The organism is Pseudomonas sp. ATCC 43928 (assembly GCF_005938665.2).
GTDB lineage: Bacteria > Pseudomonadota > Gammaproteobacteria > Pseudomonadales > Pseudomonadaceae > Aquipseudomonas.
Genome location: NZ_CP041753.1, coordinates 2,133,716 through 2,152,369, shown reverse-complemented (window position 1 = coordinate 2,152,369; position 18,654 = coordinate 2,133,716). Strand labels below are relative to the sequence as shown.

The following is an 18,654-nucleotide window of genomic DNA, read 5'->3' as shown; positions in this document are numbered from 1 at the left end:
GAAGCCTGAGCCGCGTGGGCTCGGCAGTCAACCCGGGTTAAAGGCCCTCCAGCTCCGCCATCAGGTCATTCAACCGATCCACCTTCTCCTCGGTAATGTCGCTCGCCGCCAACCCATCGATGTACTCGGCCAATTCCGCCACCGTGCTGCACTCGAACATCGCCCGCAGCGGCACGTTGCGTTGCAGGGCTTTTTGTACCCGCGAGGCAATTTGCGTGGCCAGCAGCGAATGCCCACCCAGCTCGAAGAAGTTGTCACGCACGCCAACCTTCTCGACCTTCAACACTTCGGCCCAGATATCCGCCAAGGTCTGCTCCAGCTCATTGCCCGGCGCCTGATAGTCCTGGCTCTGCAACTGGCCGATCTCCAGTGCCGGCAAGGCCTTGCGATCGAGTTTGCCGTTGGCGTTGAGCGGCAGCTTGTCGAGCCACAACCAATGCAGCGGCACCATGTATTCCGGCAACTCGGCACGCAGGCGCTGCTTGATCCGCTCCAGTCGTTCGTTCGGATTGAGCGCCGAATCCGCTGCCACCAGATAGCCGACCAGATGCTTGCCGTTGACGCCCTCCTGCACCCCGACCGCCACGTCGCGGACTTCCGGCTGTTCATGCAGACGCGCTTCGATTTCACCCAGCTCGATACGGTACCCGCGAATCTTCACTTGATGATCGATACGCCCGACGTATTCCAGCACGCCATCACTGCGCCGACGGGCCAGGTCGCCGGTGCGATACAGCCGATCCCCTGACGCACCGAACGGGTTCGGCACAAACACCTGCGCGGTGCGCAACGGATCGCTCACATAACCGCGCCCGACCCCGGTGCCGGCCACACACAACTCACCCACCGCCCCCAACGGCACCAGCTCCAGCGCGCCATCGAGCAGGTACAAACGGTTGTTGTCGGTCGGCGTACCGATCGGCAAATAGCTGCCACGGGTCGAAGCCAGGTCGACCCGGAAGAACGCCACATCGTCCGAGCATTCCGCCGGGCCATAAGCGTTCACCAGCCCCATCTGCGGGTAACGCAGCAACCATTGATGCGCCAGTTCCGGCGGCATCGCTTCACCGGTCGGCAACATCCAGCGCAGGCCATCGAGGCTCATGCAGTCCTGGGCGAGCATGCCCTGAATCAGCGACGGCACGCTTTCCAGCACGCTAATGCCCTGGCTCTGGACGTGGGCCAGCAAGCCTTGCGGATCATGGGCGATGCTGTTCGGCACGATGTCCACCCGAGCACCGAACAACAGCGCCGCGAGGAACTGCCAGACCGAAATATCGAAGCTTTGCGAAGCGGTCTGGGCGATCACATCGGCGTCGCTCAGCTTCAGGTACGGCACCTTGCTCAACTGGTTATTGAGCATGCCGCGCTGCTCGACCATCACCCCCTTCGGCAGGCCTGTGGAGCCCGAGGTGTAGATCACGTAGGCGAGGTTGTCCGGGCCACTGTAGACACCCGGATTGGCCACCGAAACGTCGCTCGCCTGCACGTCTTCCCAGACCAGCAATCGAGGCCGGTTGGCACATCCGAATTCCTCCAGCAGCGCGACGGCATGTTCACGGCACGCCTGGGTGCAGACCAGCAACGGCGTGCGGCTCAGGTCAATGATCCGGCTCAGGCGCTGACTCGGCAGGCCCGGGTCCAGCGGCAGGTAACCGGCACCGGCCTTGAAGCTGCCGATAATCATGCCCAGCAGATCGAGATTACGCTCGGCGAGCAGCGCCACCGGTTGATCGAGGCTGACGCCTGCAGCGATCAAGGCATGGCCGAGACGGTTGCTGCGCTGGTTCAACTCAACATAGCTGTGTTGCTGATCGAGATAACTGGCGGCAATCCGCTGCGGATGCCGGGCAACCTGCGCTTCGAACAATGAGACATAGCTCTGCTCCAGCGGATAGTCGTGTTCGCTCTGGTTGCAGCCATGGATCAGGAAGTCCTGCTCCTCGACGCCCAGCAGCGGCAAATCGGCCATGTCACCGTGGAAGCCCTCGACCAGCGCCAGCAACAGGCGCTTGAACTCACCGAGCATGCGCTCGACGGTGGATTCGTCGAAATAACGCTGGTCGTAGGACAAGTGCAAGCCCAGGTCATCCCCCGGATAGCAGACCGCCGTCAACGGGAAGTTGGTGTGGGTGCGGCCCGAATCCGAAGTGGCATTGAGGCTTTGCGCACGGTCCAGCACCGAGACTTCCACCGGGGCGTTTTCGAACACGAACAGGCTGTCGAACAGCGGCTGGCCTTTCGGCAACTCGCTGTTTTCCTGGATGCTCACCAACGGCAGGTACTCGTATTCGCGCAGTTGCATGTTGCTGTCGAGCAAACCGCTGAGCCACTGACGAACGCTGCAGCGCTGATCGTCCTCGGGCATTTTCACCCGCAGGGCGATGCTGTTGATGAACAGCCCGACGGTGCGCTGCATCTCTGGCATCTCCACCGGACGCCCGGCCACCGTGACGCCGAACAACACGTCGCGATCGCCGCTCAAGCGACGCAGCACCAGCGCCCACGCCGCCTGGGCGAAGGTGTTGACGGTCAACTGATGGGCCTGGGCCAGTTCGCGCAATTGTGCGCCATCCCGGGGATCAAGCCTTGTGTAACGGTCGCCGACGATCATGCCGCCGCTGTCGCCGGCATGTTCACGCAGGAACGGCCGGTCGCTCGGAATCGGCGTGGTGCGCTCGAAACCTTGCAGGTTCTGCCGCCACCACTGCCGCGCCTCGGCCAGACTCTGGCGTTGCAGCCAGCCGATGTAATCGCGATAACGCGGCGGCACGGCCAGTTGCGCTTGCCGGCCTTCGCCGAGGGCGGTGTAGATTTCGAAGAAGTCGTTCATCAGCAGCGAACGGCACCAGGCATCGATGAGGATGTGGTGGTTGCTCATCATGAACCAGTAGCGCGCCGCGCCCACGCGGATCAAGCGCAGGTGGAACGGCGCCTGATTGAGCAGATCGAACCCGGTCTCGCGCTCGCTTTTCAGCAGCGCCTGCAGCTTCGGTTCTTGCTCGGTTTCGGCAACCGCGCTCCAGTCCAGATACTCGATCGGCGTGCTGCCCGGCTTATGGATCACTTGCAGCATGTCTTCGCCGACGTTCCAGCAGAACGACGCGCGCAGGGCTTCGTGACGGGCGATCACCGCTTGCCAGGCGTGGGCGAAGCGCTCGGGGTCGAGCTCGCTGTTGATGCGGTAGCGGTCCTGCATGTAATAGAGGCCGGTGCCCGGTTCGAGCAAGGTGTGCAGCAGCATGCCTTCCTGCATCGGGGTCAGCGGGTAGACGTCTTCGATCATCGCCGCCGGGACTGGCAGTGCGTCGAGTTGCGGCTGAGTCAGTCCGGCCAACGGGAAGTCCGACGGTGTCAGGCCGCCCGCGTTGTCGCTCAGGCAGTGCTGGATCAGGCTGTGCAATTCATCCAGATACGCCTGCGCCAGGTCGGCGATGGTTTGCCGGTCGTGGCGCTCGGCGCTGAAGGTCCAGCGCAACACCAGTTCACCACCGTACACCTGACTGTCGATGCTCAGTTCGTTGGGCAGCGGCGCATGCGAATCATGGGCCGCACCCACCGGCTCATCGAGCGGACGGAACAGCGCATCGCTGCCGAAGCTCTGGTCGAACTGGCCGAGGTAGTTGAAGGTGATCGGCGCCACCGGCAGCGCGGCCATGGTCTGCCGACACAGGCCATCGGCCAGGTAACGCAGCACGCCATACCCCAGGCCTTTATGCGGCACCCCGCGCAGTTGCTCCTTGATCGCCTTGATCGACGCACCCTGTTCACTCACCGGCGTGAGGCGCAGTGGATAAGCACTGGTGAACCAGCCGACGGTGCGGGTCAGGTCGATCTCGTCGAACAGGGTTTCGCGGCCGTGGCCTTCGAGTTGAATCAACGCCGACCCATGACCGCTCCAGCGGCACAACACACGGGCCAACGCAGTCAGCAGTAAATCGTTGACTTGGGTGCGATAGGCCGCCGGCGCCTGTTGCAACAGTTGCCGGGTGCGCTCGCTGTCGAGGCGCACGCTGACGGTTTGTGCGTGACGATTCTGCTGCCCGCCCCGAGGCCGATCACACGGCAATTCAGCGCTTGGGCCGGCCAGTTGCGCCTGCCACCAGCTCAATTCTTCCCGCAAGGATTCGCTGCCGGCATAAGCCTGCAACCGTGCGGCCCAGTCCCTGAAGGCACTGGTTTTCGCTGGCAGTTTTACTGACTGCTCTGCGTCCAGTTGACGATAAACCGTTTGCAGATCGTCCAGCAGCACCCGCCACGACACCCCGTCCACCACCAAGTGGTGAACGGCAATGAACAACCGTTGTTGCCCCTCGGGATCGTCGACCAACAGCGCCCGCATCAGCGGCCCTTGCTCAAGGTCGAGGCTGCGCTGGGCATCGGCGAACAGCGCGGCGCACGCGTCCAGGGTCGGCACGTGTACCTGCCACAGCACAGCGGCATCGGAAACCGCCTGATGCTCGGCTTGCCAACGGCCGGCGACCTCAGTGAAACGCAGGCGCAAGGCGTCGTGCTGCTCGATCACCGCCAACAGCGCTTGCTCCAGGCGATGCGGCTCCAGCACCACGGTCGGTTCCAGCAGCAACGCCTGGTTCCAGTGTTGACGCTGCGGGATTTCGGTGTCGAAGAACCAGTGCTGAATTGGCGTCAGACGCGATTCACCCGTGAGCAAACCTTGTTCGGCGGTGACCTGCTCGGTACGAGTCGCCACCGCAGCCAACGTCTGCACTGTCTGGTGCTGGAACAGGTCGCGCGGGCTGAAGTGGATACCCTGCTGCCGCGCCCGGCTGACCACCTGGATCGACAGGATCGAATCGCCGCCCAGTTCGAAGAAGTTGTCGTTGAGGCCGACCTGTTGAACGTTAAGCACTTCACACCAGATGCCGGCCAGGATCATCTCAAGTTCGTTGCTCGGCGCCACGTATTGCTGACGATTCAACTCCGGGTCCGGTGCCGGCAGTGCGCGACGGTCGAGTTTGCCGTTGGCGGTCAGCGGCATGCTGGCCAGCAGGATCAAGTGCGTCGGCACCATGTAATCCGGCAACTGAGATTTGAGGTGCGCCTTCAACGCTTCGCGCAGTGCAGTTTGTTGCGCTTCATCCTGCTCGGCCACGTTTGTAACCAGATAGCCCACCAGTTGCTTGCCGCTCGGCGCATCGAGCGCCAGCACGACCGCTTCACGGATCGACTCATGTTCCAGCAGACGGGTTTCGATCTCGCCCAGTTCGATGCGGAAACCACGGATCTTCACTTGATGGTCGATACGGCCGAGGTACTCGACCAGGCCATCGGCGCGCTGACGGACAAGGTCGCCGGTGCGGTACAAGCGTCCGCCGTTCGCGGCAAAAGGATCAGCGACAAAGCGTTCGGCGGTCATCCCCGGACGTTGGTGATAACCCTGCGCCAGACCGGCGCCGCCGACATACAACTCGCCGGTCGCGCCTTGTGGCAGCAACGCCAGGTCGGCGTCGAGAACGTACGCCACCCGCGCGCCGATCACGCTGCCGATCGGCACGCTGCCCAGCCCTTCTTCCAGTTGCTCCGGTGCCAGACTGGCGAGCGGCATGACCACGGTTTCGGTCGGGCCATACGCGTTGAAAAACAGGCTCGGTTTGAACGCCGCGCGAATCCGCTGCAAGTGTTCGCCAGTCAGGGCTTCGCCACCGGTGATGCACATGCGCACCGGCAGGGTTTCACCCTGGGTCGCCAGCCATTGCGCCAACTGGCTGCCGTAGCTTGGGGTGAAGCCGAGGATGTTGATGTTATGGCGACGAATCAGCCCGCAGATTTCCTGCGCATCCCACTGGCCTTGAGCGCGAAGGACCACCTGCGCACCACTCAATAGCGGCACCAGCAGACGCTCGGTCGCGGCATCGAAGTTGATCGAATAGAAGTGCAACTCGCAATCATCGGGGCGCATGCCGAAACGCTCGATCACCGCGCGGCAATGCATGGCGATTTCACCGTGGGACACCACTACGCCTTTCGGTTTTCCGGTGGAGCCCGAGGTGTAAATCAGGTACGCCTGATGCTGCGGCATACTGATAAACGGCAGCTCGCTGGCCGGGTAATTGGCCAGGTCCGCGGCATCGTCTTCCAGGCACCAACGACCGACGCTGGCCGGCAATTCACCGAGTGCCGCGAACATCGCCGCATCGCTGAGCAACAAACCGATGCCACTGTCTTCGATCATGTAGTGCAGGCGATCCAGCGGGTATTCCGGGTCCAGCGGCACATAGGCGCCGCCCGCCTTGAGGATTGCCAGCAAGCCGATGACCATCTCCAGCGAACGTTCCAACGCCAAGCCGACCCGCACGTGCGGCCCGACACCGCGCTCACGGAGCATCCAGGCCAGACGATTGGCGCGGCTGTCGAGCTCGGCGTAGCTCAGGGTTTGCCCGGCGAACGTCAGCGCCGGTGCGCCCATGCGCACCAGCGCCTGCTCAGCGAACAGCTGATGGATGTATTGATCGAGGCGATGCTCACCCGGCTCGATGCCGAGGTTGTCGAGCAGGTTTTGCTGTTCAGTGGCGTCGAGCAATGGCAGCTCACTCAAGCGCTGTTGCGGATCGGCCAGCAACGCTTCCAGCAGATTGCACCAGTGCCCGGCCATGCGCGCAATGCGCGGCTCATCGAACAGATCGGTGCTGTAAGTCAGGCAGCAACCGAGGCGATGGTCGAGGTCGGTGACTTCCAGGTTGAGGTCGAACTTGGTCGCTCGCGCATCGTTGGCCAGGTACTCGACGGTCATCCCGGCCAGGGTGCGGCGCTGCTGGAATTCCCAGCGCTGCACGTTGCACATCACCTGGAACAGAGGGTTGTAAGCGGCGCTGCGCGGTGGCTGCAAGGCTTCGACCAAGTGATCGAACGGCAGGTCCTGATGGGACTGGCCTTCGATCACCGTGTGGCGAACCTGCTCGAACAACTCACCCACGGACATCTGCCCGTCGAGCTGGCAACGCAGCACTTGGGTGTTGAGGAACGCGCCGATCAGCCCTTCGCTTTCCGGGCGGATGCGGTTGGCCACCGGCGCACCAATGCGCAGGTCGGTCTGGCCGCTGTAGCGGTAAAGCAGCACGGCCAGGGCGGCGGTCATGGTCATGAACAGGGTCAGGCCGTTGTCTGCGTTGAAGGTACGAACCCGCGCCGCGAGGTCATCGCTGAGGTCGAAGCGAAACAGTTCGCCCTGATGACTTTGCACCGGCGGACGCGGACGATCGGCGGGCAATTCCAGCAGCGGATGTTCGCGGCCCAGTTGCGCGGTCCAGTAATCGAGCTGGCGCTGACGTTCGCCGGATTCCAGCCACTGACGCTGCCACACGCTGTAATCCAGGTACTGCACCGGCAAGGGTTGCAGTGGCGATTCGCGGTCATCGACGAAGGCTTCGTAGAGCGCGCTGAGTTCCCGGGCGAAGATGTCCATCGCCCAGCCTTCGGTGACGATGTGGTGCAGGGTCAGCACCAGGTAATGTTCCTGCTCGGCGGTCTTGACCAGGCAGGCGCGCAGCAACGGTCCGGTTTCCAGATCGAAAGGCGTGTGCGCCTCGCTGTCGGCCAGTTGCTGGACTCGCTGCTCACGGGTATCGGCCGCCAGTGCGGAGAAATCCTTCCAGTCCATGCGCATACCGGTGTCCGGATGCACCTGTTGCCGGGCCACGCCGTCGACGCTCGGGAACGTCGTGCGCAGGGTTTCATGACGCATGATCAGCGCTTGCAGCGCCGCTTCGAAACGCCCGACATCCAGCACGCCGCGCAACCGCGCCATGCCGCCGACGTTGTAGGCCGGGCTGTCCGGTTCCATCTGCCACAAGAACCACATGCGTTGCTGGGAATAGGACAAGGGCACCGGTTGGCGGCGGTCGACCTTCTCGATCGGCGGCTGCCGGTTGGTTTTGCCGCTGGCCTGGATCAAGCGAACTTGCTCGGCAAACGCGCCCAGCTCACTGGCCTCGAACAGCGCTCGCAACGGCAACTCGACGTCGCAGGCCTGACGGGTACGGGAGATGATTTGCGTGGCCAGCAGCGAGTGGCCGCCAAGGGCGAAGAAGTCGTCGCGCAGACCGATCTGCGTCTGGCCCAGCACTTCGCGCCAGATGCCGGCGATTTGTTGCTCAAGCGCCGTGACCGGTTCAACGTGCTCGCGGACGTGCCACTGAGGTTCCGGCAAGGCGCGGCGATCGAGTTTGCCGCTCGGGCTCAGGGGCATTTGGTCCAGACGCATCAGCTGCGCCGGGACCATGTATTCCGGCAACTCGGCGGCCAGCACGGCTTTCAGGCGTGCGGTTTGAGTGTCGAGGTCTTCAGTGGAATCAGTGGCGTTGTAGTAACCGATCAACTGCCCGCCGACCGCCGTTTCGTGCACCAGCACCACCGCTTGGGCGACGCCGGATTGTGCCAACAGCCGCGCTTCGATCTCTTGCGGCTCGACACGAAAACCGCGCAGCTTGACCTGCTGATCGAGACGACCGAGGTATTCGATTACGCCATCAGCGGTCCAGCGCGCACGGTCGCCGGTGCGGTACAGACGCGCGCCCTGCTCGCCCAGTGGATCGACCACGAAACGCTCAGCAGTCAGCCCCGCACGGCCCAAATAGCCCCGAGCCAAACCGATACCGCTGATGCACAGTTCACCCGGCACGCCGGCCGGCACCGGGTTGAGGTCACTGTCGAGCACCCGGCACAGCACGTTGCCCAATGGCCGGCCAATCGGCGAGCGCTCGCCATCGGCGGTTGTGCAGTGCCAGTGGGTGACGTTGATCGCGGTTTCGGTGGGGCCGTAGCGGTTGTGCAGTTGCACCGCCGGCAGTTGCGTCAGCACGCGGTTGCGCAGTTCGACGGGCAAGGCTTCGCCGCCGGAAAACACCCGGCGCAGGCTGGTGCATTCGGCGGTCAGCGGTTCGTCGATGAACAGCGAAAGCAGCGGCGGCACAAAGTGCAGCGTGGTCACGCCGTATTGCTGAACCAGTTGCGCGATGCGGTGTGGATCGCGGTGTTCGCCGGAACCGGCGATCAGCAAGCGGCACCCGGTGATCAGCGGCCAGAAACACTCCCACACCGACACGTCAAAACTGATCGGGGCTTTTTGCATCAGCACGTCGGTATCGTTCAGGCGATAAGTGTTCTGCATCCATTGCAGACGTTCAGCGAGCGCTGCGTGCGTGTTGCCGACACCCTTGGGCTGGCCGGTGGAACCCGAGGTATAAATCACGTAGGCCAGGTTGTCGCCGTGCAGGTGCAAACCCGGTGCATGGCTTGGCCAGTTCTCCAGGTGCAGGGCGTCCATGGCAATCAGGCAGACGCCATCAGTGGCCGGCAAGCGGTCGAGCAATTCGGTTTGGGTCAGCAACAACTCGACGCCACTGTCGCGGAGCATGTAGGCCAGGCGCTCGGCAGGGTAATCTGGGTCCAGCGGCACATAAGCGCCGCCGGCCTTGATGATCGCCAGCAAACCGATCAGCAACTGCGGCGAACGTTCGGCGGCGATCGCCACGCACACGTCCGGGCCGACGCCTTTGTCGCGCAGGTAATGCGCCAGGCGGTTGGCCTGAGTATGCAGTTCGGCGAAGTCCAGGCTGCCGCCGTCCCACAGCAACGCGGTGCGCTCCGGGGTCTGGTGTACTTGTTCGTTGAGCAGTTCCGGCAACCACTGCTGCGCCGGACTGCATGGGGCAACGCTCCAGTCATTTTGCTGAGTGTGTTCGGCGGTAGTCAGTAGTTGCAGGTCACCGATCGCTTGTTGCGGGCGTTCACAGATGGCTCGCAGCATGTTGCTGAAGTGCTCGGCCAGACGCTCGATGGTCGGCGCGTCAAACAGTTCGCTGGCGTAGTCGAACGACAGGCTCAAGCGTCCGTTGCGGTCTTCTTCGCTGTGCAGTTGCAGGTCGAACTTGGCTTCGCGGCTGTGCCACGGCAGCTCTTCGGCGAGCAGCCCCGGCAGACGACGCAGAGCGCCGAGATCCCGTTGCTGATGGTTGAACATGACCTGGAACAGGCCTTGTTCGCGGGCCTGCGGGAAAGCTTCGAGCAGTTGTTCGAACGGCAGGTCCTGATGCGCTTGCGCCCCCAATGAGGCTTGCCGGGTTTGCGCCAGCAACTCCACGAATGGCAGTCGCGAGTCCACTTCGGCACGCAACACTTGGGTGTTGATGAAGAAGCCGATCAGCCCTTGGGTTTCCAGGCGTGGACGGTTGGCATTCGGCACGCCGATGCGGATGTCACGCTGACCACTGTAGCGATGCAGCAGGCTCTGGAATGCCGCGAGCAACAGCATGAACGGCGTCGACTCATGGGCCTGGGCGGTCTGGCGAATCGCGTTGCTCAGGCTCGCGTCCAACCGCAGGGTGTGGCGGGCGGCGCTGTGGGTGTGTTGTGCCGAACGTGGGTGGTCGGTGGCCAGGCTCAGGGTCGGATGCTCATCACCCAACTGCTCTTTCCAGTAAGCGAGTTGCCGTTCGCCCTCCCCTTGCGCCAGCCACTGGCGCTGCCAACTGCCGTAGTCGGCGTATTGGGTCGGCAAGGCCGGGAGGCTGGCGGCCTGGCCTTGAGAGGCCGCCGCATACAGGCGCGAGAACTCCTCGATCAGCACGTTCAGTGACCAGCCGTCAGCGATGATGTGGTGCATCGTCACCAGCAGTTGATGGTCTTCATCATCGAGGCGCACCAGGGTCACCCACAGCAGCGGGCCGTTCTCCAGATCGAACTGGGTGCGCGCTTCGTCCTCGCGGATTTGTTGCGCGCGGGCTTCACGCTCAGCGGCCGGCACGTCGCTGATGTCGATCACTTGAAGATTGAATTCAGCGGCAGCATCGACCCGTTGCAGGGCCACACCGTCGCGCTCGAAAAAACGTGTGCGCAGGGATTCGTGACGTTCGATCAGTTGCTGGAAACTGGCGCGCAAGGCGTCTTCGTCCAGTTCGCCGCGCAGGCGCAAGGCGCCGGGAATGTTGTAGGCGCTGCTCTGCGGGTCGAGTTGCCAGGTGATCCACAAACGGTTTTGCGCCAGGGATTGCGGCATGGCTTCGTTACGCGACAGCTGAGTGATCGCGCCTTGGGCGAGGCCGCCATCCTGTTGTTGCCGGGCGACTGCGGCGGCGAACGCGCCGAGGGTCGGCGCTTCGAATAACAGACGCAGATTCAGCTCCATCCCCAACGCTTCACGCAGGCGAGCAACCACTTGAGTGGCGGCGATGGAGTTACCGCCGAGCAGGAAGAAGTGATCGTCGGCGTTGACTTGCTTGACCTGCAATTGCTCGCACCAGATCTGGCCGATCAGGGTTTGCAGTTCTGAACTCGACTCGCTGCTGCCTTCACTTTCGTTCGCTGCCGACGGGAAAACCGCATAGCTGTCGAGGCTGCCATCGGCCAGGCGATTGCGGCAGGCCGAACGTTGCAACTTGCCGCTGGAGGTCTTGGGCAGTGCCCCCGGATTGAGCAGCACCACCACGCTCGGTGCCTCCTGATACGCCTCGGCCACCGCTTGGCGGATGGCTGTGATCAGCGCCTCGGGCGACAGGATTTTCTGCACGCTGCGGCTGATTTCCGCGGCGACGCCGATACCTTCCTGTCCCTCGAGATTGACCGCGAACGCGGCCACACGCCCCTTGCGCACCACCTCCACTTCGCGCTCGATGGTCTGCTCGATGTCCTGCGGATAGAGGTTGTGACCACGAACGATCAGCATGTCTTTCAGGCGCCCGGTGATGAACAGTTCACCGTCACGCAAAAAGCCCAGGTCGCCGGTGCGCAGCCAGGTGCGGCCCGCGTGCTGGACGAAGGTCTTGGCCGTGGCTTCAGGGTTGCGCCAGTAGCCATGGGCGATGCTCGGCCCGGCGGCCCAGACTTCACCGACCGCGTTGTCGGCGAGTTCTTCGAGCGATACCGAATCGACAATCAGCACCGCGTGATCCGGCTGGCTGATGCCGCAACTCATGACCGGACTGCCGTCGCCCGGTTCGGCGCGGTTTTGCGCCAAGGCCTGATCATCCACGCGCAACGCCGGAATGCCCTGACCGCGCGGAGTGCCGGCAACGAACAGTGTCGCTTCCGCGAGGCCGTAAGAAGCCATGAAGCTGTCCGACGTAAAACCACAGGCCGAGAACTTCTCGGCGAAGCGTTCCAGGGTGTCGAGGCGAATCGGTTCGGAACCGGAATACGCCACGCGCCAGCCGCTCAAATCAATGCGCTCCAGAGCCGATTCGCTGACGCGCTCGCTGCACAGTCGATAGGCGAAGTCCGGCCCGCCACTGATGGTGCCGCCGTACTCGCTGATCGCTTCCAGCCAGCGCAACGGGCGACCGAGGAAGTACGCCGGCGACATCAACACGCACGGCACACCACTGAAAATCGGCTGCAGCAGGCCACCGATCAGGCCCATGTCGTGGTACAGCGGCAGCCAGCTGACGATCACGTCATCAGGATTGAGGTCAATGCCAAAGCCGTGACGAATCAATCGTTCGTTGGCCACCAGGTTGCCGTGGCTGACTTGCACACCTTTAGGCAAAGCAGTGGAGCCGGAGGTGTATTGCAGGAAAGCGATGTGCTCGCCTTGCAGGTCCGGTGCAACCCAGCGTTCAGCCACGGCGTTGTCGAGGGTGTCGACACATAGCAGCGGCGGCGCCCCGTTGATTTGCAACAAGGCGTCGCGCAGGTCGGCGCTGGTCAACAGCAGGCGCGGCTCGGCATCGCTGATGATCGACAGCAGGCGTTCCTGATGATGACGACGGGTCGATTCCGGCGGATAGGCCGGCACCGCGATCACCCCGGCGTACAGGCAACCAAAGAACGCCGCGACGTAATCCGGACCGCTGGGAAACAGCAGCACCGCGCGATCACCGAACGACGCCTGGGCCTGCAACGCGCCGGCAATGGTTCGCGCCCGTTGGTCCAGCTCACGATAACTGAGCACCACAGCCTGATCCTGGGTTTCGGCGAGAAAACGCAAGGCCACCCGGTCCGGCGTCAAGGCCGCGCGGCGCTGGAGGGCTTGGACCAGTGTGCTGGGGAGTTCGAACGCGTCGGTCATGAGGTTTCCTGCCTGAATTCGGCTTGCAAGTGGAATCGGTTTTCATATTTCACGCCCGTTCTCGGGCATGCAGGACGCGGTCTTCGCCGACCGCGCAAGGCTTGGGAATGCTGTTTTGGCCGGGGTTTGCGCCCGCAGCCATTCACCAATGAGAACGGATGAGGTCTTGGAATAATTAGTCGCCGGGCTTGAGCGCCGGCAGGCTTGTGGCCGGTGGGTGAGTCAGCGTGTCGCCGTTCTCGGTCCGCACCGCAACGGAGCATTAATTCTCTTTCTCAATTGACAATCATTATCATTCAACATAATTTGTCGCTCGATATGTAGGACGGCTCCGACCCCCTTGTCGTCCCACGACCCTATTTGCAGCAAGGTGATTTCCAATGACGGAACAAGTATCCACAAGCAGGTGCGATTCACCGCTACTTCAGGCCTTCGTCGACAACCGACTGATTCTGGTCAAGATTGCCGCCCGCATTACCGGCTGCCGATCCCGCGCCGAAGACGTGGTGCAGGATGCGTTCTTCCGGTTGCAATCGGCGCCGCAGATCACCTCGTCCATCAAGGCGCAGCTCAGTTACCTGTTCCAGATCGTGCGCAACCTGGCGATCGATCACTACCGCAAGCAGGCGCTGGAGCAGAAGTATTCGGGCCCGGAAGAAGAAGGCCTGAACGTGGTGATCCAGGGCGCTTCGCCGGAAACCTCGCACATGAATTTCTCGACCCTGGAAAACATTGCCGATGCACTGACGGAGTTGCCCAGCCGCACCCGTTACGCCTTCGAGATGTACCGCCTGCATGGCGTGCCGCAAAAAGACATCGCCAAGGAACTGGGCGTCTCGCCGACCCTGGTGAACTTCATGATTCGTGATGCGCTGGTGCATTGCCGCAAGGTGTCGGGCAATCGTGCCGATACCTTCGCCCGTCGTTAAACGCTTCGCGGGCAAACCTCGCTCCACAGGGAATATTGCCTGTCACTGTAGGAGCGAGCGGTGCGGCGATCCGACTTGCCCGCGAAGACTGACTCAAGCCAACGAACACCGATCAAAAAACCGCTCACGCCCCAGCATCATCAACGCCGCGCGCTTGTGCGGGAAGTCGAACTCTTTCTCGCAGTGAAAACACTGATTATGCAGATGCCCGATCATCTTCGCGTTGTCGGCGCGAGGTTCGGCGACCACCCGTTGAGTGCGCGGATCATCGAGAAACAGGTAGTGCACCAGCGCCGACAACCAACTCGCCACCTTGTGCGGGCCACGGTGATTTTCCTCACCCACCAGCATGTGAATGCCACGGTCGTAATCGCCGGCGTCATAGAACGGCGCAATGCGATCTTCCTTGGCCCAGTAGGCTTCAAAGTAGGCAAACGGCTGATCATCGAAGCAACCGATCAGGGTCAAGGTGTGCGGGTCGGCTTCGAGTTTGCCGAGGTATTCCCGATGCTTCTCGAGGCTGCCCTCCTCCTGCCAGAAACTCGCGACCCGCGGGCTGTTCTGCCAGCGGTTGAAACGCGCCAGATCCTGCTCGATTTCCAGCGTACGCAGGGAAACCCATGCACCGAGCCGCGCATCAAAACGCCGATAGACCTCACCACGGGGTTTCACCGCACGCAGGGGATGGCGCTTGCCGTCACTGATGACCATCTGCTGTGGATAGCTACCGGTCAACGACTCACCCAGCCAAGGCTGAGGCAATTGCCAGAACAGTGTGCGTTCACAGCGATATTGACCGTTGACGTCGGTCGCGATCAGCAACCCGCTGAGCAAGGCTTCGGTGGGCACTTGATCGAGGTGCCAGGTCAGACGCTGACACTGCGCATCACGGGCAAACAGCCAATAACAGGCCGCCCAGAATGCTTGACCGTCAGGACGGCCAAAGCACTCCTCCAGCCACAGATGCAACTCGGGCTCACGGGTCAGCCGCAGTTCGATCAGCGGCTGCCCTTCCAGACTGAGGCTCAGGCGACTTGCGGTTTCATCGGCTACAAGACGGTTGCCTGACGGCAAGGCCAGGGCGGTCAGGTCATTCAGATTGGACATGGGTCGGGCTCACGGTAATCGTCGACAGTTCAACGATGTGACGTGAGCCGGGGCAGAAAATTTAAGCGCCGTCGCCAAATACGCGCCCCATGGCGCGATTCAGTGCTTGCCCACCGGCACCAGGGCAATTTTGTAGGGATCGAAAATCTTCAGCATCTGGCCGTTGTTTCGCAGGCCTTGCAGCAACTTGCCGAATGCTTCCCCCGTAATCGGCGCCTCTGGACGAATCAGCGCGTAATGGTGATAGACCTGATCGATGCGTTGCGACACCAGCAACTGCTCGCCGACTTTTTCGTTGCGCAGCAGGTAATCGCTCAGATAAGAGCGTGTCACCAGGGCAATGTCCGCTCGCCCGCGCAGCACCATCAGCAGGTTGCTGTCGTGGGAATAGGTCAGCGTGGCGTTGTAGGTGTCGGCCAGGTACTTGGGATCGGCGTTGAAATTGGCAAACTCGTAGTGATAGCCGCTGTACAGCGCCAGGCGCTTGCTCGCCAGATCCTTGAAGTAGTTCTCATCGCGACCGGGTTGCTTCTGCGCGACAAAGATTTCTGCATCTTCCAGGCCCATGTCGACATCGGTATGCGGTATGTCCTTCCAGCCCCACTCCGGGTTCTCGAAAATGGCCATATCGACCCGGCCTTCCTTGAAGTCATTGAAACGCCGGGGAATCGAGGTGGGCACCAGCACAAACTGATAATCGGTTTGCAACTGATTCAACGCTTCCACCAGTTGCGGCAGCAGACCGGTGTCGGCACCGGACTCCGGGCGCACGGTATAGGGTGGAAAATGGGCGGCCCCGACCCGCACCTGTTGCGCGGCCTGAGATGGCAACACCCAGCACACTACAAGCGCCGCCAGCAAAAGCCGCGACGCCATTCGAATTGATGAAGACATCAAAACAGCACACTCCCCAAAAAAATACTCACCAATGCATACAAACTAGGCGGTTTCGTCAACTTAGCCAGTTTCTTGCCGAGATAGACGGCTCTTACCGTTCTTCAAGCACCAAAATCAGCGCTTCATCGGCCAATTGATCGAGGTTCATACTGCCATCGGCGCGAAACCAGGTGGTGGTCCAGGAGAGCGCGCCCGTCAGGAAGCGGCGGGTGATGAACACGTCGCCCCGGATAAAACCGGCGTCCTTGGCTTCTCCCAGCACCTGCAGCCAGATGGCTTCATAAATATCGCGCAGCGCCAGAACCTGCGCCTGGCCTTCCTCAGACAGCGAACGCCACTCATACACCAGCACCGCCATGGCCTCGCCACTGCCGCCCATGATCGACTGCAATTCGCAGCGAATCAGCGCCAGCACCCGCTCACGCACACTGCCGGCCTCGGCCAGCGCTGCACGCATCAACGCGGTGTTGTAGCGGATGGTCTCCTCCATCACTGCCCGCAGGATCTCGTCCTTGCTCTTGAAGTGATGAAAAATACTGCCTGACTGAATGCCCACCGCACCGGCCAGGTCGCGCACGGTGGTGCGTTCATAACCTTTGTTGCGAAACAGGTGAGCGGCCACTTGCAGCAGTTTGCCGCGGGCGCTGTCGGGGTCGGTCAATTGGCCGCTGTCGACCAATTCGCGCATCACCCTCAGGGCTTTTTGCTCGTCCACCCGTTCTCTCCTACAGTCGATCAATCAAATGCGCCGCTGCCCGTTAAAACAGCAGGGTTGCGCGGGCAATTTAAGCTGGCGGGGGCGACCAAGCAAGCGCTCGGGAAGAAGATAATCAAGGCGTTTACAAACCAAGCGCTTGCTTGGTAGTCTCGAAGCACTTCTGTCGCAGGTGGCTATGGAGTTGACTGTGCCTAAAACAATTCGCATCGGTTGTGCCAGTGCATTCTGGGGCGACACCTCGACCGCCGCCGCACAGTTGGTGGAGGGCGGGCGACTGGACTATCTGGTGTTCGATTATCTGGCCGAAATAACAATGTCGATCATGGCCGGGGCGCGGATGAAAGACCCCGCCACCGGCTACGCCAGCGACTTCATCGAAGTCCTCAGCCCCCTCCTCGAGCAGCTCGCGAAACAACAGATCCGGGTGATCAGCAATGCCGGCGGGGTTAATCCACAGGCCTGCGCCGTTGCCCTGCAAACGGCCTGCGACAAGGCCGGGGTGGCGCTGAAAATCGCCGCGCTGTCGGGTGACGACCTGCAACCGCAGTTCAAACACCTGAGCAGCCTGGGTATCCATGAGATGTTCAGTGGCGCACCCCTGCCGCTGATGTGCGTGTCGACCAACGCCTACCTCGGCGCACCGGGCATCGTCGAAGCCCTGCGCTTGGGCGCCGACATTGTGATCACCGGGCGCGTGGTCGACAGCGCCGTGGTCAGCGCCGCGCTGGTGCATGAGTTCGGCTGGTCGTGGCACGACTACGACAAACTCGCCCAGGCCGCATTGGCCGGGCATCTGATCGAATGCGGCGCCCAGTGCACCGGCGGCAATTTCACCGATTGGCATGACGTGCCCGACTACGAACACATCGGCTTTCCGATCGTCGAAGTCGGTGCCGACAGCCAGTTCATCGTCAGCAAACCCGACGGCTCCGGCGGTCTGGTCACACCGCTGACGGTTGGCGAGCAGATGCTCTATGAGATCGGCGACCCACAGGCCTATTTGCTGCCCGATGTAGTGTGCGATTTCAGCCAGGTCAAACTCGTGCAACAAGGCAAAAACGCGGTTCAGGTGCATGGCGCGAAAGGCTTGTCGCCGACCGCTCAGTACAAGGTCAGCGCAACGTACCCGGACGGTTTCCGCTGCACCGCCAGTTGCCTGATCGCCGGGATCGATGCCGTGGCCAAGGCCCGACGGGTCAGCCAGGCGATCATCAACAAGACCTCGGAAATGTTTAGCCAGCGCGGCTGGGCGCCCTACAGCGAGGTGAACATCGAACTGCTCGGCAGCGAAGCCACTTACGGCCCCCACGGCCAGCGCCAGGACAGCCGCGAAGTGGTGATCAAACTCGCCGTGCGCCATCCGAGCAAGCAGGCCTTGATTCTGTTCTCCCGGGAAATCGCTCAGGCTGCCACCGGTATGGCGCCTGGGCTGACGGGAATCGTCGGCGGGCGGCCGACGGTGTATCCGTTGATCCGGCTGTTTTCGTTCCTGATCGACAAAACCGCCTGCACCTTGGAGATCGACCTTGCCGGTGAGCGCCATCCGTGTGCCCTGCCCGCCCTCGATGCGCTCGACCCAGCTGACTTGCCGCTGCCGTTCGACCCACCCAAAACCACAGAGCGTGCCGACGCCAGCGTGGCCTTGATCAAACTCGCCGTGGCGCGCTCCGGCGACAAGGGTAACCACAGCAACATCGGCGTCATGGCCCGCCACCCCGACTACCTGCCGTGGATCGCCGAAGCACTGACACCCGAGGTGATGGTCGACTGGATGAGCCATGTCCTCGACCCGATTCACGGACGCGTCGAACGCTGGTATTTACCCGGCACTCAGAGCTTTAATTTTCTTCTGGAAAACGCACTCGGCGGCGGTGGCGTGGCCAGCCTGCGGATCGATCCGCAGGGCAAGGCGTTCGCCCAACAACTGTTGGAAATCCAGATTCCGGTGCCCCAGCGCATCGCCGATCAGTTCAATTAGAGGA

At 62.2% G+C, this 18,654-nt stretch carries 6 protein-coding genes; 2 read left to right on the top strand and 4 right to left on the bottom strand.

What is annotated here, in order from left to right:
• Positions 1-37: 37 nt before the first annotated feature.
• Positions 38-13,021, bottom strand: a complete 12,984-nt coding sequence (locus FFH90_RS09740) for a non-ribosomal peptide synthetase (RefSeq protein ID WP_138867056.1) — start codon at positions 13,019-13,021, stop codon at positions 38-40.
• A gap of 380 nt (positions 13,022-13,401) precedes the next feature.
• On the opposite strand from FFH90_RS09740, the gene FFH90_RS09735 reads away from it, so the two are divergent.
• On the top strand, positions 13,402-13,950 hold the full coding sequence (locus FFH90_RS09735; protein WP_007894994.1) for an RNA polymerase factor sigma-70: 549 nt from the start codon (positions 13,402-13,404) through the stop codon (positions 13,948-13,950).
• 93 nt (positions 13,951-14,043) lie between these two features.
• Here the strand turns inward: FFH90_RS09735 and FFH90_RS09730 are convergent, their stop codons facing one another.
• The 3 genes from FFH90_RS09730 to FFH90_RS09720 form a co-directional block, all read right to left on the bottom strand.
• Positions 14,044-15,057, bottom strand: a complete 1,014-nt coding sequence (locus FFH90_RS09730) for a GNAT family N-acetyltransferase (RefSeq protein WP_138867055.1) — start codon at positions 15,055-15,057, stop codon at positions 14,044-14,046.
• Between the two features lie 99 nt (positions 15,058-15,156).
• On the bottom strand, positions 15,157-15,951 hold the full coding sequence (locus FFH90_RS09725) for an ABC transporter substrate-binding protein (RefSeq protein ID WP_102685632.1): 795 nt from the start codon (positions 15,949-15,951) through the stop codon (positions 15,157-15,159).
• Between the two features lie 94 nt (positions 15,952-16,045).
• Positions 16,046-16,669, bottom strand: a complete 624-nt coding sequence (locus FFH90_RS09720; RefSeq protein ID WP_138867054.1) for a TetR/AcrR family transcriptional regulator — start codon at positions 16,667-16,669, stop codon at positions 16,046-16,048.
• A 190-nt stretch (positions 16,670-16,859) separates the two neighbouring features.
• Between FFH90_RS09720 and FFH90_RS09715 the strand changes: the two genes are divergently transcribed.
• Entirely contained in the window at positions 16,860-18,650 is a 1,791-nt protein-coding gene (locus FFH90_RS09715; RefSeq protein ID WP_168206157.1) for an acyclic terpene utilization AtuA family protein, read from the top strand.
• Positions 18,651-18,654 lie beyond the last annotated feature (4 nt).